Consider the following 22,114-nt stretch of genomic DNA (forward strand, 5'->3'; position numbering starts at 1 on the left):
GCCGTACCGTGAGCCGCCGCGTAGGCGGCTGAGAAGTGCGGAACGCCGGTCTGCGCCGACACGGCGGCGTGAGCCGCCGCGTAGGCGGCTGAGAAGTATGCGCCGTGACGCATCAGCTCGGTCCTGGCGTGAGCCGCCGCGTAGGCGGCTGAGAAGAATCGCCGTACAGCTCGTCGTAGAGCGCGCACGTGAGCCGCCGCGTAGGCGGCTGAGAAGACCACGTCGAAGCGATCCGCGGCCGCCACCTCGTGAGCCGCCGCGTAGGCGGCTGAGAAGTCGCCCGCGCCGTGGACCGGCCGCTGCTGGCTGTGAGCCGCCGCGTAGGCGGCTGAGAAGTTCTCCGGTGGTGACGCTGTCAACGAGAACGTGTGAGCCGCCGCGTAGGCGGCTGAGAAGCTCTCTACACAAGCTCGCAGCGAAGCGGCCAAGTGAGCCGCCGCGTAGGCGGCTGAGAAGATTCCGCCGCCGCAAGCGGGATCACGTCGCCCGTGAGCCGCCGCGTAGGCGGCTGAGAAGTTCGGCCGCCTGATTGCGCACGCGTGCCAGCGTGTGAGCCGCCGCGTAGGCGGCTGAGAAGCACGGCGGGTCCGCGAGAACACAACGGAACCCGTGAGCCGCCGCGTAGGCGGCTGAGAAGTCCAGCGCGAGCATCGTGAACAGCCGCTCGGCGTGAGCCGCCGCGTAGGCGGCTGAGAAGTACGACAGTGCAAATAATGTCCTAGACTGTCCGTGAGCCGCCGCGTAGGCGGCTGAGAAGAGCACCCGCGCCACGTCGTCCGGGCGCATGCTGTGAGCCGCCGCGTAGGCGGCTGAGAAGCCTGGCGCGTACCCGCGATGGTTATATAGTGAGTGAGCCGCCGCGTAGGCGGCTGAGAAGTTGCTCTTGCCTGCCAGCCGGGCCGCCTCGTCGTGAGCCGCCGCGTAGGCGGCTGAGAAGTCGATCATCGCATCCACGTCGGGATTGGCCGCCTGAGCCGCCGCGTAGGCGGCTGAGAAGATCTCGCGATGCGTCGCTGAGCGGACGACGCGGTGAGCCGCCGCGTAGGCGGCTGAGAAGTGGGAAAGGCCTCGTGCTGCTGGCGGATGATCGTGAGCCGCCGCGTAGGCGGCTGAGAAGAGCGAGCGCGTGGTGCAGGCCGGGGCAGCGCCGTGAGCCGCCGCGTAGGCGGCTGAGAAGTTTTTGCCAAGGTCCAGATCGAACCGCGTTTTGTGAGCCGCCGCGTAGGCGGCTGAGAAGTACATCGAGCGCCTCGTCGTCGCGCTGACGGAGTGAGCCGCCGAGTAGGCGGCTGGGAAAACAGCGGGGCGTTTCAGACCATTCTTGGGATCAATGACGTGCGGTAACCCGCCGTGCAGGCGGAAGCGTTGGCGCATGTCCGGGTTGCATCGCCGCCCTGTCTCCGGTTGCCTCGACCGCATCATGGCGATGACCCGCTTGCTCCATACGGATCGGCAGAGCGCGCTCCTGCTGGAGCGGGCACACGTTCGCGTGGATGACGAGCGCGTCGTGTGCGACACAGTAGACGAAACGGTCGAGCGCACGTTCAACGTTCCCCACGCCAACCTGGCGTTCCTGCTGCTGGGGCAGGGCACCTCGCTCACCCAGCCAGCCGCGCGGCAACTCGCCGACGAGGGCGTGGTCGTGGGCTTCACGGGCACGGGCGGGGCGCCGTTGTTGATGGCGTCCTACGCGATCTACCGCCCGACCGACCGCCTGCACCGTTGGATCGCCGTTCAGCCCAGGGAAGACGCCCGCTTGGCTGCCGCGCGTGAAATCCAGGACCGGCGCGTTGCCAGCCTGGAAAACATCCCGGAACGCGTCTCCAGGGTCTTCGAAACCGAAGCAATCGCCGACGTGCTGGCGAAGTATCGCCGCAACGTGGGCAACGCGGGCGATGTCGACACGCTCATGGGGCAGGAGGGGCGCTTCTGCAAGGATCTCTATAAGCACGTCGCCGGCGAGATCTTCGGCATTCCCCGCTTCAAGCGCGATCCGGGCGGACGCGCCGGCGAGCGGCAGCCCGACGAACGCGCGCGCTTGCTGAACGAATTCATCGACCAGGGCAACTACCTCGCCTACGGGCTCGCCGCAGTGGGCCTCTGGGCCCACGGCATTCCGGCCGGCCTGTCGGCGCTACACGGGCAGTCGCGCGCAGGCGGGCTGGTCTTCGATGTGGCCGATACCTTCAAGGATGCGTTCGTCCTGCCCGTCGCGGGCGAGGTGGCGCGCAAAGGGCCGAAAGACGGACGGGAACAGGAGTTCCGCGCCCGCCTCATTGACGCCTTCGACGAGCAGCGCGCCATGAAGCACGTCTTCACCAACATCGACCGCATGATCGAGGCCGGCGAATGCGCGTGACCTTCGTGGACGAGTCCGTTCGCGACGCGCGCCGGCGCGTTGAACGCGTCCTCGACCGCTACCTCCCGCGCGTCGCCCAGGCGACCTGGACCGGCTTTCTCTCCAACGAGGCCCTGCGCACCGTGGCCGGCGCGTTGCGAGCCCGCGCCAGCCGGAACACGGCCGTGGCCTGCTTCGTGTCGGGCCGCAACAACGGCGCACCGGTCTTCCACATCGGCTCGCGCCATCGCTTCGGCCGGCGCGGGCAGTACGCCATCAACGTGCGCCAGCGCCGCAAGCCCAGCCGTACCGCCATGCCCGGATTCCGCCAGCTCAAGGCGTGCCTGGAGATGGCCGCGCTGCTGCACGACGTCGGCAAATCGGCGCATCAGTTTCAGCGCGCCTTGCGCAAAACTGGCGAAAACACCGGGGCCGTGCGTCACGAGCTGATCTCGACGCTCTTCCTGATCGAGATGAGCCGCGCGTTCGATGACGGCGACGCCCTCTGGCGCGGACTGGCCGGCGGGCCGGACGCGGCCACGCTGGAGGCGGCGTACGATCGCGCTGCCGCTCGGGCGGCGCGGCTTTCGCCCGGCGACCCCCTTCCCGAGCTGCATTGGGATGGCAGCCGGCCGGCGGTCTCGGCGGTGGTGCTGCTGATCGCCGTTCACCACCGCCTGCTCGAAGCCGAGCTGACAAGCAACGCTGTCTCTTTCCACACGCGAGCGCATGTTCGCAGCGATGCTTCCCCGGGGCCTCACCGCGCCCGTGAAGCCGCCCATGCCAATGCGTCCAGCGTTTTTCGCGACGACCGCTTCCAGCGTCGTCTCCAGCGCGCCGCGACCGAGCTGCGCGATGCCTTCGCAGCGCCGACAGCGCTCACGCCCGACACGGCCTACGCGTACGGCCGGCTGTGTCTGATGCTGGGCGACCAGGACGCCTCGGCGCGCGGCCAGCAGCGGGTGAGCGACGACGACGGCGGGCTCTTCGCCAACACCTCCTCGGCGCCCGAGCGGCCGGGCGCGCTCGCCGAGCCGTTGATCGACCACCTCAAGGCCGTTGCCCATCGCACGCGCGCCCATGCGCTCATGCTCCAGCGCTCGCAGCACGCCTTTCCCCGTGTGACGCCGGACGCGCTGCCAGAGGCGCTCACGGAACCGCCGTGCGCCGGCCGCTTCGCCTGGCAGGGAGATGCCGTGGAGCGCTTGCGCGGCCACGAGGCCCGTGGGGCCGGCTTTTTCGGCGTGGCGATCGTGCCGACCGGAGGCGGCAAGACCCGTGGCGCCCCCGCTGCCTTGCACGCGGCCACGGGGCGCTGCCGGTTCGTGCTCGGGTTGGGGCTGCGCTCCCTGACGCTTCAGTCCGGCACGGCCTATACGGGCGAAGTCGGCTTCGCGTCCGCCGACGTTGCCACCATCATCGGCGATGAAACGGCGCGTCGGCTGCATGACCTCGACCGGACGGGTGGCGGCGATCGCGCCGGCACCAACGCCGAGGCGCCAGCCGTTGACGATCTGGTCGTGGCCGGTGGGGCAGGGCGCGCGGCTGCGCTGGACGATGCCGACGACCGCGAGCTCGACGACGCCGAACTGGCCGAACTCGGCGGCGATCCGGGAGGTGATCCGGACCGCGCGCTGCCGCGCACCGTGGAAACGGCGCTCCAGGGTGCGTGGGGCCGGGAGCGCGCGGATCGCCTGCTGCGCACGCCGGTCGTGGCCGCCACCGTGGACCAGCTCATGGCCGCCGCCGATGCGCGCAGCAGCCGGTACCTCCACGCCATGCTGCGCCTCGCCACCAGCGACCTGATCCTGGATGAGATCGACGCTTACGATGCCGTCGACGATGCCGCGATCCTGCGGCTGGTGTATCTGGCCGGGGTGTTCGGCCGCGCGGTGGTGCTGGCCTCGGCGACCACGCCGCCGGAGATCGCCCGCGCCTTCCACCGCGCCTATGCCGCCGGCTACAGCGCGCATGCCGCGTTGACGGGCGGGGCCGATCATGTGCTGACGGCCTGGCTCACCGACGATCCGGCCCTCACGACCGTCGAGGCGGTGGAGCCGGAGCGGTTTGGCGAGCGCCACCGCGCGATTACCGAGCGCTTCGTGCAGCAGCATCAGCAAGCGCCGGCGAGGCGCTTCGCCGAGATCGTCACGCCGGACGAGCCCGGTGAAACTGCGGCGTTCGACGCCATGATCGCTGCCGCCCGGCGCATGCACCACCGGCACGCGCAGGTGATCGACGATGGGGTGCGCGTTTCCGTCGGCGTCGTGCGTGTGGCGAACGTGCGCACCTGCCGCGATCTGGCGCGTCACCTCGCGCGCTCAGGGGTGCCCGACACCATTGTGGGCGTGGCGTGCTATCACGCCCGGCTGCTCGGCCTCGTGCGCTTCCACACAGAGCGCATGCTTGACGAAATGCTGGTTCGGAAGGGCCCGAACGGCGCGACAGCCCCGGCCCGGCATCCCCGCGTGCAGGCGCTGATCGACACTGCGAAGGCGCGTGGCGTGGGCGAGGTGATGGTCCTGGTGGTCGCCACGCCGGTCGAGGAAACGGGCCGCGACCACGACTTCGATTATGCCGTGCTCGAACCCTCGTCCACGCGCTCGATCATCCAGCTCGCCGGGCGCGTGGGACGCCACCGCGACGTGGTGCCGGACGCGCCGAACATCGCGATCCTGCAGACGCCGATGTCGTACGCCCGTGGCGACCAGTCGCCTCATTACCAACGGCCGGGTGTCGAAACGCCGTTCCGCGAGGGCGTGAAGGGCGCGACGCCTGCGAAACTGAGCAGCGCGAAGATCGACGAGCTGATCGACGTCCAAGCGCTTCGCACGCGCATCGACGGGCGGTTCTGGCTGCTCGATCCCTGGGACGGCGTCGGCGAGCTTCCGCAAGCCGAACATCGGCTCCTGCGAAGCTTTCTGGAAACCGGTTCGTTCAGGGCGGCGCGCTTCGCCACCGACCCGGACCTGCCGTTCAGCGCCTGGATGCCGCGCCATCAGCCCTTCCGGCTTTCTGACGTCGAAACCGCCTTCTTCCTCGATCTGGAACCGGGCGCGGAGCGAGCGTGGCGCGTGGTGTCGGACGACGACGCCAAAGCGCCACCGCACACGAATGTGGTCGAGGACGCCGAAACGCCATTCGCCGAGGCCGTGTGGCCGCTCCTCGATCTGGACCTGGATCGTGCCTTCTCGGCCATGCAGCGCACCTTTCCGGGGGAGGCGCGCACCACCGTCTGCCGGAAGCTGCTCGCGTTCACGGCCCCAGGCGATCTGGTCGGTCAGCGCCCGGCTTCGGCGCGGATCGAACACGAGGTTCTTTTTGGCGCGGATCGCGTTCGAGGCGCGTAGAGGTTCGTTTCTGCCACCGCCGGTGGGCTTCGGGGTTGGGATCGTGTACCTTCGTCGCGCGAGCGCTCTTGGAAAATTCGGATCGATCAGGGGGATGGGCTAGCCCCGCCGGAATCGAAAGGTTGCCCTGGCTATGCGGCCCATGTCCCCGGCATACGGGCATGATTTTGCGTGAGCCGCCGCGTAGGCGGCTGAGAAGCTCACCGGACTGTCGCCACTTCCGCAGCGTGTGTGAGCCGCCGCGTAGGCGGCTGAGAAGACAACCCGACCATTTGAACCGGCCGCGCGAGCGTGAGCCGCCGCGTAGGCGGCTGAGAAGTTCGATGCGGCACACCGTGTCGGTCGGCACACGTGAGCCGCCGCGTAGGCGGCTGAGAAGAACGCGCCGGCCAAGACGGCCCGGCAGCGCAAGTGAGCCGCCGCGTAGGCGGCTGAGAAGCGGGCGTCCGCGCGGTCGGCGATGCGGGTGCGCGTGAGCCGCCGCGTAGGCGGCTGAGAAGATCCGCATCCTGCGCGAGCGCTACGGCACGGAGTGAGCCGCCGCGTAGGCGGCTGAGAAGAAGCTCGGGTGGTAACCACTATGGACGTTGGTGTGAGCCGCCGCGTAGGCGGCTGAGAAGTCCGCGCCGGATAAGCATGCCCGAGAGCCGCAGTGAGCCGCCGCGTAGGCGGCTGAGAAGTCGGCCACAAGAGCCTGAGCATGGTCCAGCGCGTGAGCCGCCGCGTAGGCGGCTGAGAAGCACGGAGAGCAGGGCGCACCGAACATCGTCCTTCGTGAGCCGCCGCGTAGGCGGCTGAGAAGCGTGTCGCTCGCCGTCGCCGGCTGGTGCGCGGGTGAGCCGCCGCGTAGGCGGCTGAGAAGGACGGAAGAGCGCTGGCACGAGCGACTATGGCGTGAGCCGCCGCGTAGGCGGCTGAGAAGCACTCCCACACGTCCCAAGATTTCCCATATCCGTGAGCCGCCGCGTAGGCGGCTGAGAAGTTCATCATCCCGATCGGCAGGTAACACACCGCGTGAGCCGCCGCGTAGGTGGCTGAGAAGTAGCTGGTGAGCGTCCAGGGAAACGCCACGGCGTGAGCCGCCGCGTAGGCGGCTCGGCCCTGCTTGCCGGCGGCTCGTCCCCGGGTCGGTGCGGGGCGAACTCTAGGAGGGCGTCGGGCGCCGTTTTGACGCCCCGCGCGCGCCCGCGATCAGGTCCGCGTCGATTCCGTCGTACGCGATCGCGTTGATGGCTGCCTGGAGCTGGGGAAGCGGGATGTCTTTGACGTAGCGCCCACGCTCACCGGAGATTTCATGGCCGTTGAGCCGATTGATGGTGTCCGGATAGACCTCCGCCCTGGCAAGCGCCGTGATCGCGGTATGGCGCAGGCCGTGGAACGTGGCGCCGGCAAGATCGAGTTGGTGCGCGTAGCGGCTGAAGTCCTTGCTGACTTTGTACCCATAGCGTTGTGCTGTGCCGCCCGGCTTCAACTCCGGAAACACCCGTCTCTCGCCCTTCAGGCGTTGTTGCTCGACGTGGTCGAGAAATCCGAGGGCGAGCACCGTTTCGTGGATGGGAATGCGTCGCCAGCCGGCTGCACTCTTCACCTTCCGCGCCGGGCCGGGATCTTCGTCCGGCGTTGCATGAATGTGCATGAACCAGATCCCCTCAGCCGACTGAACGTCCTCGACGCGAAGCTAGGCACCCTCTTCCAGCCGCAGCGCATGAAACACGGCCAGGATGGGCAGCCAATACAAGGCGTCGCGTCGCACCTCTTGTCCGCGTTTCAGCCGGTGTTGCGGCTGCGATCCCTGGTAGATGGGGCACGTGAACCATGTCTTCAGGTCAGCATTCGTCCAAGCCGCGCGCTCGTCCTGGCGGCGCTTGGTGCGCTTGAGTTGATATACGCCCTCCGCCGGGTTACTGGGAAGCTGGCCTTGGCGGACGCACCAGCCGAAGAAAGAGCTGATGTTGGAGAAATGCTTTTTGACCGTCTTCGATTGCATCGTCTTGATTGTCGGGTCAGCCTTGGTCATTTGCACCAAGTCCGCCGACGTCTTCCCCTTGAAGCGCGGATCTTTGCCGCGCATCGCCGGCAGGTGTTGTAGCACGTTGACGAAATCGGAGATTTGGCTGCGCTCGTACGCGTCGATGGGGCGGTCGCCGGCGATTTCGGTAAAGAGGGACTGGGACATCCGGTTTTCGCGCTGCATGTCGTGTCCCCAGTCGCCAGCCTTGATCTTCCCATCAACGTAGCGCTGCCACAGGTCCGAGAACTGTGCTGCAGCAGGTTTCGGCTGACGGCGGGCGCGGGGTTCAGACGAAAACGCACGAGCAAGCAGCGGATCTTGGGGCCGAACCGCGTAGTTGCCGCGATAACGCGCCGCATTGATGCGATGGGCTTCGGCGAACGCCCTAAGAACCGCATGCTGCAGCTCACGGAACGATTGGCTGTCGGCCGGCAGGTCGAGCCCGTTTTGTTCCAGCAGCCACTGAACTGTTTCCCGGGTGCATTCGATGTCATTCAAGACGATCATTTCCATTGCACCATCGGCAGATTTGTCTATTTTTTCTAATAATTTTTGGTGTTCCTCATAGTCATCTGGTTTATATGCACGCCGTCTCTTTTCAAGTTCACCAAGGTATTGATTGAACCAGTATTCTGCCAAATCTTGGATTTCATATTCGTCCAAATCAGTGCGACGCTGCAGCATGGCGAACAGATGATCACTCGCGACAGTGAGTTGGCGTGCCTGTTTGCGGGCATCAGCTTTGGGCACGCTGCCAATCGAACGAATTATCTCTGTTTTTCCGAGAACTGCAACGAGGTTTTTTGGAACCCGCCGGCGCCAAATCCACCGGCCCTGATCCAGGCGCAGGTAGCGGGCGCGCGCCATCAAGCACCGCCTTGGGCCGGACGGCCCGGAAGCGCGCGTGTGGACCGCCTGTGTGGACCGGAACTGCGATCCGGCGGCGTTCGATCAGTTGGGAAAGCGGAAAAAGCTAAGTGTCTGGGAAACTTGGACACAAAATGGCTGGGGGACCAGGATTCGAACCTGGGCTACCTGGTCCAGAGCCAGGCGTTCTACCGCTAAACTATCCCCCAGCAGGCGCGTCTTCGATTGTGCGCCGCGGCCCGTCGCCGCGTGGCCCCGGATGTAGGGCAGGTCGGGGGTGGGATGCAAGCCCTGTCTGCCGCATCGATGCCGATCGGCCCGCACACGGGCGCTGATCGTCCCGCGCAGAGGGGGTAGCGCGGCCCCGCGCGGGCGGGAATCGGCTTGAATCGCGGGCCGCGCGGTGGTGTTCATCGGTGCCGGACGGGGCGACGCGGGTGCGCCAAACCGACGAATCGCACCGCGGGTCGCCGCGCGAACGCCACACGAATCCGGGGCACGGCCACGATGAGCGGAAACGATCGCATCCGGCGCCAGCGCCGCCGCACCCGCCAGCCGCACGGCGGCGGAGAGCGCATCCGGGCCAAGGGCGGGCGCACCAGCGGTTCGCGCCAGTGGCTGGAGCGCCACCTGAACGACCCCTACGTGGCCGCCGCCCAGCGCGAGGGCTACCGCGCCCGCGCAGCGTTCAAGCTGCTGGAACTGGACGACAAGTTCGGCTTTCTGCGCCGGGGCGGGCGTGTGCTCGACCTGGGCGCGGCCCCCGGCAGCTGGTGCCAGGTCGCCCGCGAGCGCGTGGGCGGCAAGGGCGTCGTGATCGGCCTCGACCTCTTGGAGGTGGAGCCGCTGGCGGGCGCCACGCTGATTCAGGGCGACGTCTACGACCCCGAGATGCCCCAGCGGCTGCGCGAGGCGCTTGGCGGTGCCGCCGATGTCGTGCTCTCGGACATGGCGCCCAACACGACGGGCCACAAGCGCACCGACCGCCTGCGCGTCGAAGCCGTGGCGGAGGCGGCGCTGGACCTGGCGGAATCCGTGCTGGCGCCGGGCGGGGCGTTCGTCGCCAAGCTCTACCAGACGGGCGGCAGCGACGCGGTCACGGACCGCCTAAAGCACGGCTTCGACCGCGTGCGCCACATGAAGCCGCCGGCCTCGCGCGGCGAATCGCCGGAGGTCTACGTCGTCGCCACAGGCTTCCGGCCGGCGGCGAGCGAAGACGAAACGCCGGATCCCGACACTGTACGCTGAAATGCCGGAGCCATGCTCCTGGTCAATTCTGCCGTAAACTGGATGAACGTGTCAGCCTCAACCCCCTCTATAATCTCCCCCTTCTCCTGAAGGAGAAGGGGGAGATGGCTTTTGCGCGCACGTCAGAGGGGTGTGCGAGCGTCACCAAACCAGAGTCACCTCAATTGCTTGGCGGGATCAAACGGCCATCACCTCGCCTAGGTGCTGTTCCAGCTCGTCCGTGCGGATGTTGGTCAGATCCTTGTGCAGCTCGCCGTAGACGAGCTCACGGCTGTGCTTGTCCAGTTCTTCCCGCAAGTAGCCCAGCGTCTTGGGCGGGGCGACCAGCACCAACCGGTCGAACTGGTTCTGCGCCCGCGCCTTGTTGATGACGCGCGCGACCTGGTTGGAGAAACGCTCCTTCTCGAATTCGTGGTAGTCCACCGTCGGCTCGACGCGGCTGGACCCGCCCCCGGGGTCGGCGTTGCGCCCGCTGTCGTCGCTGACGATCTCGCGATTGGGCAGCAGTTCGTTCGCCATGTCGTGGTCCATCGCACGCCCAAGGCCCTTGCCGATGCCCTTGTGCAGCAGGAAGCGGGCGCGGGCGCCGTCGGCTACGACGATCCAGGTATGCACGGGCTTCATGAGCGTCCCTCCGGTTGTTGCGTTATCCAGGCCGCTGACTCACATATCGGTCCCAGCGAGGTCGTGGCCGGACTGGCGGGCCGAGCGCCCTTGGCTGGCCCACCTCGGGATGTATGATACCGCACCCGGTCTTGCGATGGGCCGGGGCTTCCTGATTGCGCCACGGGTGGTTCTTCCATGGATCTGCGCACCGCGCTGACCTTCGACGACGTCCTGATCGAGCCGGCGGAGTCCGCCGTCGCACCCAACGACGCCGACACGCGCACGCGTTTCACGCGCGAGATCGAACTCGGCATCCCGCTCGTCTCCGCGGCGATGGACACCGTCACCGAACGCGGGCTTGCCATCGCCATGGCCCAGGCCGGCGGCATCGGGGTGGTTCACAAGAACCTCGACCCGGCGGCGCAGGCCGACGAGGTGCGCGCGGTCAAGAAGTACGAGAGCGGGATGGTGGTGAACCCCGTCACCATCCAGCCCACCGATCCGCTGGCCCGCGCGCTGGAGCTGATGGACCGCCACGGCATCTCCGGCATTCCGGTGACGGAGAACGGCGGCCGCCTCGTGGGCATCCTCACCAACCGAGACGTGCGCTTCGCCAAGGACCGCCGCCAGCCCGTCAGCGAGCTGATGACCAGCGACGGCCTGGTAACGGTGAAGGACACCGTCTCGCGCGAGGACGCCAAGGCGCTGCTGCATCAGAACCGCATCGAGAAGCTGCTGGTGGTGGACGACGGCGGGCGCTGCACCGGCCTGATCACGGTGAAGGACATCGAAAAGGCCAGCGCGCACCCCAACGCCTGCAAGGACGAGAAGGGCCGCCTGCGCGTCGCCGCCGCCACCGGCGTCGGCACCGACGGGCTCAAGCGCGCCGAGGCGCTGGTGGACGCCGAGGCCGACGTGGTCGTGGTGGACACGGCGCACGGCCACTCCAGGGGCGTCATCGAGGCGGTGCGCGAGATCAAGCGCCTGTCCAACCGGGTGCAGGTCGTGGGCGGCAACGTCGCCACGGGCGACGGCGCCAGGGCCTTGATCGACGCGGGCGCGGACGCGGTGAAGGTCGGCATCGGGCCGGGCTCGATCTGCACCACGCGCATCGTCGCGGGCGTGGGCGTGCCCCAGCTCACCGCGCTGACCAACACCGTGCAGGTCTGCCACGACGCCGGCACGCCGGTGATCTCCGACGGCGGCATCCGCTATTCCGGCGACGCCGCGAAGGCCATCGCCATCGGCGCGGATTCCTGCATGATCGGCTCGCTGCTGGCGGGCACGGACGAGAGCCCGGGCGAGGTCTTCCTCTACCAGGGGCGCTCCTACAAGGCGTACCGCGGCATGGGCTCGGTGGGCGCGATGGCGCGCGGCTCCGCCGACCGCTACTTCCAGGCGGAGGTCGCGGACACGCTCAAGTACGTGCCCGAGGGGATCGAGGGGCAGGTGCCCTACAAGGGTCCGGCCGGCACGGTGATCCACCAGCTCACCGGCGGCATCCGCGCGGCAATGGGCTACACCGGCAACCCCACGATCCCGGAAATGCACGCGAACGTGCGCTTCCAGCAGATCACCAACGCCGGCATCCGCGAGAGCCACGCGCACGACGTCTCGATTACACGCGAGGCGCCGAACTATCGGGTGGGATGAAGGTTTTTGGCAAGATGAGTTCTGGCACGCGTCTTGACGCAGAAGAAAAAGAAGACGAAAAGGATTTTTTTAATGAAACTTTCCGAACGTCGTTGTTAGATATACTGAATTACTCTGAGAGGGAGTTTCGACCAAAACTATTTCATTACACCGATGCAAATGGGCTGAAAGGTATATTAAAATCGCAGTCGCTGTGGCTAACAGATAATTTGTTTTTAAATGATAGCAATGAAATATTTCATGGATTGGACATTGCGAAAGAAATTCTTTCAGAAAAAGAAAATGATAATACATTAGACAAAAGTGCACGAGAATTCGCTGCTTTTCTAAGAGATAATTTATCACGGCATATTCGCGTTTTCACACCAATGACAGTGTCGTTTTGCGAAGATCCTGATTTGTTGAGTCAATGGCATGGTTATGGAAAGGGTAAAATTGGATATTCAATTGGGTTTGATACAAACTTCCTGATAAATGAAGACAATGTGATGATATTTAAAGTTCTTTATAATGCAGAACAGCAAAAGAGTATATTGGAAAAGGTCATTCATCGAGCTATGCAAGAATTTCAGAGATCAAAAATATCTCTGGAGGATATAAATGAGAATCTTTTTATATACCGAAAATTATTTATGGCATTTTACTGTCTTGCGCTGGCATTTAAAGATCCAAACTTTGAAATTGAGCAAGAGTGGCGGGCCGCTAAACTTACGATACCTGGTTATGACAACATACAGACAAGAATATCAAATGATATATTAATTCCATTCTATGAGCATTACATGAGTGATGTTGAGAAAGCGATTCAACATATAATCGTTGGTCCGAGCAATAATGCCAATCTTGCATTTCTTGGCGTGGCATACTTACTTAATGAAATGAATTTAAAAAATGTAGGTGTATATTCATCTCGTATTCCATATCGGAGAGATTGAGCGCACCTAAATGACCCCCGCCGCCCGCATCGCCGCCGTCATCGAGCTGCTCGGCCAGATCGAGGCGCTTCAGCGGCCCGCCGACACGGTCGTTCAGGAGTACACGCGCGCCCGCCGCTTCATGGGCTCCAAGGACCGGCGGGCGGTGATGGACCGCGTGTTCGCCGCGCTGCGGGCGCGGGCGCGGCTGAACTGGTGGGTCGCCCGCGCGGGCGGTGAATCCCGCGACGAGGCCGAGCGCCGCGCCGAGACGGCGGCGGCCGGGCCGCGCCATCTGGTGCTGGCGGCGCTGGTGCTGATCGACGGCATGGCCCCCGAGGATGTCGCCGGGCTGTGCGACGGCGGGCAGTATCACCCCGGTTCCCTGGAACCCGACGAGCGCGCGCTCGTGGACGCGCTGGCGGGGCAGCCGCTCACCCACGCTGAGCAGCCGCTATGGGTGCGCGTGGAGGTGCCGGCGTGGCTGATTCCGTCGTTCGAGCGCGTCTTCGGCGACCACCTCGAACGCGAACTCGCCGCGCTCAACCAGGAAGCCCCGGTCGATCTGCGCGTGAACCCGCTGATCGAACCCAGCCGCGAGGCCGTCACGGCCGCGCTAGCCGAGCACGGCATGGACGCCGCGCCCACGCCCTACGCCCCGAACGGTGTGCGCCTTGCCGGCCGCCGCGCCGTGACCAACAGCGCGCCCTTCCGCGACGGCCAGGTGGAGGTCCAGGACGAGGCCTCGCAGATCGCCGCCGCGCTCGTCGGCGCCGCGCCCGACATGGCGGTGTGCGACATCTGCGCCGGGGCGGGCGGCAAGACGCTGGCGCTCGCCGGCGACATGGACGACCGTGGCCGCCTCGTCGCGCTCGACATCGACGCCGAGCGCCTGGGCCGCGCCGGGCCCCGGCTGGCCCGGGCCGGGGCCCACACCGTCGAGCGCCGCGTGCTCGCGGACGAGCGCGATCCCTGGTTGGACGCGAACGCCGAAGCCTTCGACCGCGTGCTGGTGGACGCGCCGTGTTCCGGCGTGGGCGCCTGGCGCCGCCAGCCCGATGCGCGCTGGAAGCTGACGCAGAAGGCGCTCGCCAACCACACCGACCTGCAGGATCTCATCCTCGATCAGGCGGCGCCGCTGGTGCGGCCGGGCGGGCGGCTGGTCTACGCCACCTGCTCCCTGCTGCCGGAGGAGAACGGCGACCGCGTCGCCGCCTTCCGCGAGCGCCATCCCGGCTTCGTGCCGCTTCCCGTCGAGCACGTTTGGGCTGAGACCATCGGTGGGGCTTGCCCCGGCAGCGGCCCCGACCTCACGCTGACTCCGGCGCGGACGGGGACCGACGGCTTCTACATCGCGGTGCTGGAACGCCGGGAGGCGGCATGAAGACGGCCGTGCGCGTGCGAACCGCGACGCCGGCGGACGCACGCGCCATCGCGGGCATTCACGTGGAGACGTGGCAGGCCGCCTACGCGGGCATCGTGCCCGACAGTTACCTGGTGAACATGACCGTGCCGCGCGTGCTTCAGCACTGGCGCGCGATTCTGGACGACCCCAACAACATCGAGACCGTGCTCGTCGCCGAGGCGCACCCGCGCGGCGAACGCCGCCGCATCGTCGCCTTCGGCTCCTGCGGGCCCGAGCGCACCTCGCGGCTGGGCTACGGCGGCGAGGTCTACACCCTCTACGTCAGCCCGGACTGGCAGGGGGAGGGGACCGGCGGGCAGCTGTTCGCCGACCTCCTGGCGCGGGTGCACAAGGAGGGCGGAAAGACCGCCGTGGTCTGGGTGCTGGCCGAGAACCCGGCGCGCTTCTTCTACGAGCACATGGGCGGGCAGGCCGTCGCCCACCGCCGCACCCCCTTCGCCGGCGAGCCCCTGCGCGAAACCGCCTACGCCTGGCCCGACCTCGCGGGCTGGCTGGCACAGATGCGCGGCTGACCCAACGCTCGGCACGCCGCCTTGTTCCCGGCGGCCCATGCCTCTAGCTTCCGCGCACCATCAGGCAGCGGAATCCCGGCATGGCGACGCACGACCGCATCCTCATTCTCGACTTCGGCTCCCAGGTGACGCAGCTGATCGCGCGCCGCGTGCGCGAGAGCGGCACCTACTGCGAAATCTGGCCCTACACCGCCGACCCCGAGGCCATCCGCGCCTGGGCACCGCGCGGCATCATCCTCTCCGGCGGCCCGGCGTCGGTCGCGGAAGCCGACGCGCCGCGTATTCCCGAGGTGGTGTTCGAGCTGGGCGTGCCGCTGCTCGGCATCTGCTACGGCCAGCAGGCGATGGTTCACCAGCTCGGCGGTCACGTCGAAGGCGCCGATCACCAGGAGTTCGGCCGCGCCGACCTGACGGTGACGGACGGCTGCCGCCTCTTCGACGGCGTCTGGTCGCCCGGCGACACCCCGCGCGTCTGGATGAGCCACGGCGACCGCGTGGTGGCGGCGCCGTCCGGCTTCCGCGTCGTGGCGCAGAGCGAGGGTGCGCCGTGCGCCGCCATCGCCGACGACGCGCGCGGCTACTACGGCTTCCAGTTCCACCCGGAGGTCGCCCACACCCCCGACGGCGCGGATCTGCTGCGCGCCTTCACCCGCTCGGTGGCCGGGTGCCACGGCGACTGGACGATGGCCGCCTTCCGCGAGGAGGCGATCGCGCGCATCCGCGAACAGGTGGGCGACCGCCGCGTGATCTGCGGCCTTTCGGGCGGCGTGGACTCGGCCGTGGCGGCGGTGCTCGTGCACGAGGCCGTGGGCGAGCAGCTCACCTGCATCTTCGTCGATCACGGGCTGCTGCGTGCCGGGGAACGCGAGCGCGTGACCGAGCTGTTCCGCCACCACTACAACATCCCGCTGGTCAACCGGGACGCCAGCGACCTCTTTCTGGATAAGCTCGACGGCGTCACGGACCCCGAGGAAAAGCGCCGCATCGTCGGCACCACCTTCATCGACGTCTTTGAGGAAGAGGCGCGCGCGCTCGGCGGCGCGGACTTCCTGGTGCAGGGCACGCTCTACCCGGACGTGGTGGAATCCGTCTCGCCCAAGGGCGGGCCGCAGGCGACGATCAAGTCGCACCACAACGTCGGCGGCCTGCCGGAGCGCATGGACCTGGACCTCGTCGAGCCGCTGCGCGAGCTGTTCAAGGACGAGGTGCGCGCGCTCGGCCGCGAGCTGGGCCTGCCCGAGGCCATGGTCGGCCGGCATCCCTTCCCCGGACCGGGCCTGGCGATCCGCATTCCCGGCAGCGTGAGCCGCGATCAGTGCGAGATCCTGCGCGCGGCGGACCGGATTTACCTCGACGAAATCGACCGCGCCGGGCTGTACGACGAGATCTGGCAGGCTTTCGCCGTGCTGCTGCCGGTGAAGAGCGTGGGCGTCATGGGCGACGCGCGCTCCTACGAGTTCGTCTGCGCGCTCCGCGCCGTGACCTCCACGGACGGCATGACGGCGGACACCTACGCGTTCTCCCACGACTTCCTCAGCCGCACCGCGACGCGCATCATCAACGAGGTGCGCGGGATCAACCGGGTGGTCTACGACGTGACGTCCAAGCCGCCGGGAACGATTGAATGGGAGTAAGTGTACCGCGACATTTCGTTTCACAGATTTCTCACAAAAATTTGGCCTACCTGTGATGGGATAACGCACTGCACGGTTGTTCTTCTGTGTTATATGCCGCGCCCGCAATGGTAATCGAACTTAAGCGGGCGGTAACGATGACCCAGGGCGCGAACAAACCCTTTACCCAGCGGATGCAGGTCCGATCGCAGCTCAGCGAGGAGGACGCGCGGGTTCTCGACAGCATTCAACAGGGCGCGGAAACGCGGCCGCCGAACGACCGCCTGGTGGATGCCCGGGAAAACGCCGCCGCCTTCCTGCTGATGGACGGCTGGGCCTACACCTTCAAGGTGATGCGCGACGGCCGGCGGCAGATCGTCCGTTTCCTCGTGCCGGGCGACATCGCCAACCCGCACGGCCTGTTCGAGGACGCCAGCGCCTTCGCGGTGCGCACGCTGACCCCGGTGTCGGTCGTCAGCCTGGGCCCGGAGATCTGGCCCCGGATCGCCGAGCCGAACCCGGCGCTCGCGCGCCGGCTGGCGTGGACGCTCGGCGACGAGACGACGGACGCCGAGCACGTCGTCAGCCTGGGCCGGCGCAACGCCTACGAGCGCATCGCCCACTTCCTGGTGCGGACCTGGGACCGGCTGGCGACCATCGGCATGGTCAACGGCACGCACTACCGCCTGCCCATCAAGCAGGAGCATCTGGCGGATTACCTTGGCCTCAGCGTGGTGCACGTCAGTCGCACGCTGACGCAGCTGCGCGAGGACGGGCTCGCCCGCGTGGAGCGGGGCACCGCCAAGCTCGACGATCCGTCAGGGTTGATGACCGCGGGCGACGTGCGCCCGGTGATGCCGTTTCCCGGGCTCGACCCGGTGAACTCCGGCCGCGCCGCGAACGTGGCCTGAAGGGGGCTCGACCGATGCCGACGGGGCCGTGCGGGGCGAGGGGCCTTACGTCACCGCGCGCACGGCCGAGCGCCGCTTGAGCGTGTGCACGGCCTCGTCCAGGGAACTGGTGCGCTTGACGCGGCGGACGCCGTCGAAGACCTCATAGATCCCGCGGTCAGCCTTCTTGCCGACGGTGTACAACGGTGTTTCGCCGCTGTGCCGGAAGACGCAGAAGAAGACGGCGCCTTTTTGCTGGTCGATGGCGTAGTCCCGCCAGACGCCTTCCGAGACACGCTGCGAATACAGCGCGAGCAGTTGCTGAAGCTCGCCCCGGCTGAAAAACGGCCGGTCGCGGCCCGGGTTGGCCCAGTTCTGGCGGTGCACGCTACCCTGCGCCTCCAACGTCGAAGCCAGACCATGTGGCGAATCAGTTTCGGCGATCAGCGGCGTCACGTCCAGACGCGGGCGCTGCGATGCCCGCTTGACCGTGGTCCGGCGGCGACGCACCTGTGAGAGTAGCACCGTACGGCCCGCGGCGGCCGGAATGCGGACAGGGGAGATGGCGCCATGGCGGCTCTGGAAACGCCGGTGTGCGACTTCGGCTGGCAGGCTGCGGATTTCGACCTGCCAGGCGTGGACGGCAAGCGTTACACGCTCGCCGACGTGCGTGGCGAGCGCGGCACGCTGATCATGTTCATCTGCAACCACTGCCCCTACGTGCGGGCGATCGTCGACCGGCTGGTCGCCGACGTGACGGCGCTCCAGGCGCTCGGCATCGGCGCCGCGGCCATCATGTCCAACGACACCGAATCCTATCCCGCCGATTCCTTCGAGAACATGCAGGCCTTCGCGCGCGAACACGGCTTTACCTTCCCCTATTTGCTGGACGAGACCCAGGCGGTGGCGAAGGCGTACGGCGCCGTGTGCACGCCCGACTTCTTCGGGTTCAATGCCGATCTGAGGCTGCAGTACCGGGGCCGCCTGGATGCCTCGAAGAAGGAGGCGGCGCCCAATGCCGAGCGTGAGCTCTTCAACGCCATGAAGCGGGTGGCCGAAACGGGGCAGGGTCCGGCCGAGCAGATCCCGTCGATGGGCTGTTCGATCAAGTGGAAGGCCGCCGCCTGACGCCGGGTCGCCGGGGCATCGCCCGCATGGGCGGTGGTATCTCATTGGCGTGCGAGCATCTTGGATCGCCCGGGCCGTTGCGGCCCGGGTCTCTTATGCCCTAGGATCGCGCTCCCGCCGGCGAACGGTTCAGCCACAAGGTGAGGCGCGAGTCATCGCTTTGTCCGACATCTTCCGCGAAATCGACGAGGAGATCCGCCAGGAGGACTACCTGGCGCTTTGGAAGCGGTACGGCCCGTGGGTGATCGCGGCGGCCGTTCTGCTGGTCGTCGCCGTGGCGGGCTACAAGGGCTGGGAAGCCTACCGCCACGACCAGGCCGTGGAGGCGGCGCAGACCTACGCGGCCGCCGTCGAACAGCTCAACGCCGACGAGACGCAAGCCGCGCGCGACGCCTTCAAGGACATGGCGGCGCCGGCCGAGGGCGGGTTCAGCCTGCTTGCCAGCTTCCGGCTGGCCGATGCCCAGGTGCAGCTCGGCAACAGCGGCGCGGCGCTGAAAACCTGGCAGCGCATCGCGGAAGCGGACGGCGTTGCCGCGTCCTATCAGCGGTTGGCCACCATCCAGGCCGTCATGCACGCCCTGGACGCCGGCGCGGATGTGCCGGAACTGCTGACCCAGCGCCTCAGTGCCATCGCCGGCGGCGACAGCGGCTTCCGCCCGACGGCGCTGGAAGCGCAGGGGCTGCTCGCGGCGAAGCGCGGCGAGCGGGAGCAGGCCGTCGAGCACTACACGCGCATCACCGAGGGCGCCAACGTGCCCCCGGCTCAGCGCCGGCGCGCCGAGCACATGCTCGCCCTTCTCAAGGAATGACGGGGCAACGATTGTGATGTGGAGCCGTTGGGGCGGCCTCGCGCTGGCCGCAGTCATGCTTGGCGGCTGCGGGATTACGGACGGCATTTTCGGCGGGGGCGAAGACGAATCGCGCCTGCCGGGTGAGCGCGTTCCGGTGCTTACCGAGGACGGCGCGGCGACCCCGGACCCGGCCATCGCCGACCGCGAGATCGAGGTTCCCGGTGCGCGCGCCAACAGCGCGTGGCCGCAGCCGGGCGGCCGGCCCGATCACCGCATGGGCCACTTGGAGCTATCAAGCGGCCTGGAGCCGGCCTGGACGGCGGATCTGGGCACGGGCAACGGTTACGACCGGCGCATCCTCGGCCAGCCCGTGGTTGCCGCCGGGCGGGTGTTCGCGCTCGACGCCCGGGCCACGGTTTCCGCCTATGCCGCCGGCTCCGGCGAGCGCGTCTGGCGGCGCAAGCTGACGCGGGATGACGGCGAAGCGAGCGGCAGCTACTTCGGCGGCGGTGTCGCCTACGCGCAGGGGCGGCTCTATGTCACGACGGGCGACGGGCGCGTGACGGCCCTGGACGCCGAAAACGGCGAAACCGTCTGGCAGCAGGGTGTGGGCGCCCCCATCCACGCCGCGCCCACGATTCACCGTGACGCGGTGCTGGTGAACACCGAAGCCAATCGCACGATCGCGCTCGCGGCGGGCGACGGCACGCAGCAGTGGTCGCACCAGGGCATTCAGGAACGCGCCGGGTTCGTGGGCTCCGCCAGCCCGGCCGCGCGGGATTCCACCAGCATCGTCGGCTATTCCTCGGGCCAGCTCTTCGCGCTGCTGACCAGCAACGGCCGGAGCCTGTGGAGCGACACCCTGGCGAGCCTCGCGGGAACCACTGACCCCGTGGCCGACATGGCGGACATCCGCGGCATGCCGGTGATCGGCGAGGACCGCGTGTATGCCAGCAGCAACGCCAACCGCACCGTGGCGATCAACCTGCGCCGCGGCGACCGTGCCTGGTCCCGCGACATCGGCAGCATCAACATGCCCTGGGTGGCGGGCAACGCCGTCTACGTGCTCTCGCCGCGCGCCCGCGTTGCCGCGCTGTTCCGGGATTCGGGCAAGATGCGCTGGCTGACGAAGATCCCCCGCTACACCGACCCGGACGACCAGGAAGGCCGCATCATCTGGTACGGTCCGGTGCTCGCGCGCGGGCAGCTGCTCATGGCGGGCAGCAACGAGACGCTCCTGGCGCTCGATCCGGCGAGTGGCGACCTCGATGGCACGACCGAGTTGGCCGGGAAGCCCGCCGTCCCGCCGGTGGTGGCGCGGAACACGCTCTACATCATCACGCGCGACGCGCAGCTCATCGCCCTGCAATAACGCCGCGCGCAGGCCGAAGCAGACACCATGACGTTTACCGTGGCCGTCGTCGGGCGGCCGAATGTGGGCAAATCGACGCTGTTCAACCGCCTGGCCGGCAAGCGGCTGGCGCTCGTGGACGACACCCCCGGTGTGACCCGCGACCGGCGGGAGGCGGACGGCAAGCTCTTCGATCTCACCTTCCGTCTCGTCGATACCGCCGGCCTGGAGGAAGCCGACCACGCCAGCCTGGCCTCGCGCATGCGCGAGCAGAGCCAGCGCGCCGTCGAGGAAGCGGACGTCGTCCTCTTCATGCTCGACGCCAGGGCCGGCATCACGCCGTCGGACGAACTCTTCGCCGACGAGTTGCGCAAGAGCGACCGGCCGGTGATCGTGCTGACGAACAAGTGCGAGGGCTCGGCCGGGGAGGCCGGGTTCTACGAGGCTTACGAGCTGGGTCTCGGCGAGCCGGTCGCCTTTTCCGGCGAGCACGGCCACGGCATAGACGAGCTGTACGACCGCCTCCACGCGATCCATGAAGCCTGGCGCGAAGCGCACGACGCCGAAGATGTGGAGGCGGACTCCGAGGAAGCGGGGCAGGATGTCGTCCAGCTCGCGGTCGTCGGACGGCCCAACGTTGGCAAGTCCACGCTGATCAACCGGCTGCTCGGGGAGGACCGCCTGCTCACCGGGCCGGAAGCCGGGCTCACGCGCGATGCCATCCGCGTGGACTGGCACCACAAGGGCCAGCCCATGCGCCTGGTCGACACGGCCGGGCAGCGCCGGCGCGCGCGGGTGCAGGACAAGCTGGAACAGCTCGCCGTTCAGGACGCGCTCCACGCCATCAACTTCGCCCACGTCGTGGCGTTGGTCGCCGACGCCACAGAGGGGCTGGACCGCCAGGACCTGCACATCGCGCAGAGCGTGATCGAGGAGGGCCGGGCGCTCGTCGTCGTGGTCAACAAGATCGACGCGGTCGCCGATGCCGACGCCGCGCTCCGCGCCGTGCGCGATCGCCTCAAGACCTCGCTGCCGCAGGTGCGCGGGGTGCCCGTCGTCTCCCTCTCCGGTCTGACGGGGCGCAACGTCGAGACGCTGTTGGACGCGGTGCTGCGCGCCTACAAAATTTGGACGACGAAGGTCGCGACGCCGGACCTGAACCAGTGGCTGAGCGAGGTGACGGCGTCGCACCCGCCGCCGCGCGGGCGCTACGGCAAGCGCATCCGCTTCAAGTACATCACGCAGCCGAAGGCGCGCCCGCCGACCTTCACACTGTTCTGCTCGCAGCCCACAGAGGTGCCTGGGTCTTACACCCGCTACTTGGAAAACGAACTGCGCCACGACTTCGATCTGCCGGGCACACCCATCCGCTTCATCTACAAGCGGCCCAAGAACCCCTACGCCTGAGCGCGGG

Annotated in this window: 17 protein-coding genes, 1 tRNA gene and 2 CRISPR repeat arrays (1 of these 20 cut by a window edge); of the genes, 13 read left to right on the plus strand and 5 right to left on the minus strand. The window is 67.6% G+C overall.

Features of this window, described 5'->3' with window-relative positions; translation table 11 throughout:
- Positions 1-1,297: a CRISPR direct-repeat array (repeat unit 28 nt; unit sequence GTGAGCCGCCGCGTAGGCGGCTGAGAAG) (it extends 113 nt beyond the left edge of the window).
- A gap of 129 nt (positions 1,298-1,426) precedes the next feature.
- Together cas1f and BLQ43_RS02685 are read left to right on the plus strand one after the other, a co-directional pair.
- The gene (gene cas1f / locus BLQ43_RS02680) at positions 1,427-2,359 is read left to right on the plus strand and encodes a type I-F CRISPR-associated endonuclease Cas1f (protein ID WP_176758482.1); all 933 of its coding nucleotides are present in this window, start codon (positions 1,427-1,429) and stop codon (positions 2,357-2,359) included.
- On the plus strand, positions 2,350-5,688 hold the full coding sequence (locus tag BLQ43_RS02685) for a hypothetical protein (protein ID WP_090018557.1): 3,339 nt from the start codon (positions 2,350-2,352) through the stop codon (positions 5,686-5,688). The genes cas1f and BLQ43_RS02685 overlap by 10 nt, the downstream gene beginning before the upstream one ends.
- A 171-nt stretch (positions 5,689-5,859) precedes the next feature.
- Positions 5,860-6,790: direct repeats of the CRISPR family, unit length 28 nt; unit sequence GTGAGCCGCCGCGTAGGCGGCTGAGAAG.
- A gap of 42 nt (positions 6,791-6,832) precedes the next feature.
- Here the strand turns inward: BLQ43_RS02685 and BLQ43_RS02690 are convergent.
- The 3 genes from BLQ43_RS02690 to BLQ43_RS02705 all read right to left on the minus strand — a co-directional run bounded on the left by BLQ43_RS02690 (position 6,833) and on the right by BLQ43_RS02705 (position 8,775).
- Complete coding sequence (locus BLQ43_RS02690) at positions 6,833-7,324, minus strand: tyrosine-type recombinase/integrase (protein WP_090018558.1); 492 nt, start codon at positions 7,322-7,324, stop codon at positions 6,833-6,835.
- Positions 7,325-7,366: 42 nt separating this feature from the next.
- Entirely contained in the window at positions 7,367-8,566 is a 1,200-nt protein-coding gene (locus BLQ43_RS14245) for a DUF6538 domain-containing protein (protein WP_143006137.1), read from the minus strand.
- Between the two features lie 135 nt (positions 8,567-8,701).
- A tRNA-Gln gene (locus tag BLQ43_RS02705) sits at positions 8,702-8,775 on the minus strand.
- A 298-nt stretch (positions 8,776-9,073) separates the two neighbouring features.
- On the opposite strand from BLQ43_RS02705, the gene BLQ43_RS02710 reads away from it, so the two are divergent.
- Positions 9,074-9,814 (plus strand): RlmE family RNA methyltransferase, encoded by a 741-nt coding sequence (locus BLQ43_RS02710; RefSeq protein WP_090018561.1) that lies wholly within the window; start codon positions 9,074-9,076, stop codon positions 9,812-9,814.
- Positions 9,815-9,991: 177 nt separating this feature from the next.
- On the opposite strand, the gene BLQ43_RS02715 is transcribed toward BLQ43_RS02710, so the two are convergent.
- A complete protein-coding gene (locus BLQ43_RS02715; protein WP_090018562.1) occupies positions 9,992-10,438 on the minus strand; it encodes a host attachment protein in 447 nt (148 codons plus the stop codon).
- A gap of 177 nt (positions 10,439-10,615) precedes the next feature.
- On the opposite strand from BLQ43_RS02715, the gene guaB reads away from it, so the two are divergent.
- The 6 genes from guaB (at position 10,616) to BLQ43_RS02745 (ending at position 17,449) form a co-directional block, all read left to right on the plus strand.
- A complete protein-coding gene (gene guaB, locus BLQ43_RS02720) occupies positions 10,616-12,073 on the plus strand; it encodes an IMP dehydrogenase (protein ID WP_090018563.1) in 1,458 nt (485 codons plus the stop codon).
- 14 nt (positions 12,074-12,087) lie between these two features.
- A complete protein-coding gene (locus tag BLQ43_RS02725) occupies positions 12,088-13,008 on the plus strand; it encodes a DUF2971 domain-containing protein (protein ID WP_176758483.1) in 921 nt (306 codons plus the stop codon).
- A 10-nt stretch (positions 13,009-13,018) separates the two neighbouring features.
- Positions 13,019-14,371 (plus strand): RsmB/NOP family class I SAM-dependent RNA methyltransferase, encoded by a 1,353-nt coding sequence (locus BLQ43_RS02730; protein ID WP_090018565.1) that lies wholly within the window; start codon positions 13,019-13,021, stop codon positions 14,369-14,371.
- On the plus strand, positions 14,368-14,925 hold the full coding sequence (locus BLQ43_RS02735; protein ID WP_090018566.1) for a GNAT family N-acetyltransferase: 558 nt from the start codon (positions 14,368-14,370) through the stop codon (positions 14,923-14,925). The genes BLQ43_RS02730 and BLQ43_RS02735 overlap by 4 nt, the downstream gene beginning before the upstream one ends.
- An 80-nt stretch (positions 14,926-15,005) precedes the next feature.
- Positions 15,006-16,559, plus strand: a complete 1,554-nt coding sequence (gene guaA / locus BLQ43_RS02740) for a glutamine-hydrolyzing GMP synthase (protein WP_090018567.1) — start codon at positions 15,006-15,008, stop codon at positions 16,557-16,559.
- A gap of 137 nt (positions 16,560-16,696) precedes the next feature.
- Positions 16,697-17,449: a Crp/Fnr family transcriptional regulator gene (locus tag BLQ43_RS02745; RefSeq protein ID WP_176758484.1), complete on the plus strand. Its 753-nt coding sequence runs from the start codon at positions 16,697-16,699 to the stop codon at positions 17,447-17,449.
- Positions 17,450-17,494: 45 nt separating this feature from the next.
- Here BLQ43_RS02745 and BLQ43_RS02750 read toward each other — a convergent pair whose 3' ends face one another.
- The gene (locus BLQ43_RS02750) at positions 17,495-17,884 is read right to left on the minus strand and encodes a DUF2794 domain-containing protein (RefSeq protein WP_218119093.1); all 390 of its coding nucleotides are present in this window, start codon (positions 17,882-17,884) and stop codon (positions 17,495-17,497) included.
- 114 nt (positions 17,885-17,998) lie between these two features.
- Here BLQ43_RS02750 and BLQ43_RS02755 point away from each other — a divergent pair, with 114 nt between their 5' ends.
- The 4 genes from BLQ43_RS02755 (at position 17,999) to der (ending at position 22,107) form a co-directional block, all read left to right on the plus strand.
- Positions 17,999-18,556 carry a thioredoxin family protein gene (locus BLQ43_RS02755; RefSeq protein ID WP_090018570.1) on the plus strand — a complete coding sequence of 186 codons (558 nt, stop codon included), beginning with the start codon at positions 17,999-18,001 and terminating at the stop codon, positions 18,554-18,556.
- 160 nt (positions 18,557-18,716) lie between these two features.
- Positions 18,717-19,367, plus strand: a complete 651-nt coding sequence (locus BLQ43_RS02760) for a tetratricopeptide repeat protein (protein WP_176758485.1) — start codon at positions 18,717-18,719, stop codon at positions 19,365-19,367.
- 16 nt (positions 19,368-19,383) lie between these two features.
- A complete protein-coding gene (locus BLQ43_RS02765; protein WP_090018572.1) occupies positions 19,384-20,721 on the plus strand; it encodes an outer membrane protein assembly factor BamB family protein in 1,338 nt (445 codons plus the stop codon).
- 27 nt (positions 20,722-20,748) lie between these two features.
- Positions 20,749-22,107, plus strand: a complete 1,359-nt coding sequence (gene der, locus BLQ43_RS02770; protein WP_090018573.1) for a ribosome biogenesis GTPase Der — start codon at positions 20,749-20,751, stop codon at positions 22,105-22,107.
- The last annotated feature ends 7 nt before the right edge of the window (positions 22,108-22,114 follow it).

It is taken from the genome of Limimonas halophila (genome assembly GCF_900100655.1).
GTDB classification, from domain to species: domain Bacteria; phylum Pseudomonadota; class Alphaproteobacteria; order Kiloniellales; family Rhodovibrionaceae; genus Limimonas; species Limimonas halophila.

What these genes read in the sequence shown, in the direction of transcription:
- guaA (WP_090018567.1), top strand. Translation starts at nt 15,006, where the DNA reads ATGGCGACGCACGACCGCATCCTCATTCTCGACTTCGGCTCCCAGGTG.
- guaB (WP_090018563.1), top strand. Translation starts at nt 10,616, where the DNA reads ATGGATCTGCGCACCGCGCTGACCTTCGACGACGTCCTGATCGAGCCG.
- BLQ43_RS02755 (WP_090018570.1), top strand. Translation starts at nt 17,999, where the DNA reads ATGGCGGCTCTGGAAACGCCGGTGTGCGACTTCGGCTGGCAGGCTGCG.
- BLQ43_RS02715 (WP_090018562.1), bottom strand. Translation starts at nt 10,438, where the DNA reads ATGAAGCCCGTGCATACCTGGATCGTCGTAGCCGACGGCGCCCGCGCC.
- BLQ43_RS02710 (WP_090018561.1), top strand. Translation starts at nt 9,074, where the DNA reads ATGAGCGGAAACGATCGCATCCGGCGCCAGCGCCGCCGCACCCGCCAG.
- BLQ43_RS02690 (WP_090018558.1), bottom strand. Translation starts at nt 7,324, where the DNA reads ATGCACATTCATGCAACGCCGGACGAAGATCCCGGCCCGGCGCGGAAG.
- BLQ43_RS02765 (WP_090018572.1), top strand. Translation starts at nt 19,384, where the DNA reads ATGTGGAGCCGTTGGGGCGGCCTCGCGCTGGCCGCAGTCATGCTTGGC.
- der (WP_090018573.1), top strand. Translation starts at nt 20,749, where the DNA reads ATGACGTTTACCGTGGCCGTCGTCGGGCGGCCGAATGTGGGCAAATCG.
- BLQ43_RS02730 (WP_090018565.1), top strand. Translation starts at nt 13,019, where the DNA reads ATGACCCCCGCCGCCCGCATCGCCGCCGTCATCGAGCTGCTCGGCCAG.
- BLQ43_RS02725 (WP_176758483.1), top strand. Translation starts at nt 12,088, where the DNA reads ATGAGTTCTGGCACGCGTCTTGACGCAGAAGAAAAAGAAGACGAAAAG.
- BLQ43_RS14245 (WP_143006137.1), bottom strand. Translation starts at nt 8,566, where the DNA reads ATGGCGCGCGCCCGCTACCTGCGCCTGGATCAGGGCCGGTGGATTTGG.
- cas1f (WP_176758482.1), top strand. Translation starts at nt 1,427, where the DNA reads ATGACCCGCTTGCTCCATACGGATCGGCAGAGCGCGCTCCTGCTGGAG.
- BLQ43_RS02685 (WP_090018557.1), top strand. Translation starts at nt 2,350, where the DNA reads ATGCGCGTGACCTTCGTGGACGAGTCCGTTCGCGACGCGCGCCGGCGC.
- BLQ43_RS02745 (WP_176758484.1), top strand. Translation starts at nt 16,697, where the DNA reads ATGACCCAGGGCGCGAACAAACCCTTTACCCAGCGGATGCAGGTCCGA.
- BLQ43_RS02735 (WP_090018566.1), top strand. Translation starts at nt 14,368, where the DNA reads ATGAAGACGGCCGTGCGCGTGCGAACCGCGACGCCGGCGGACGCACGC.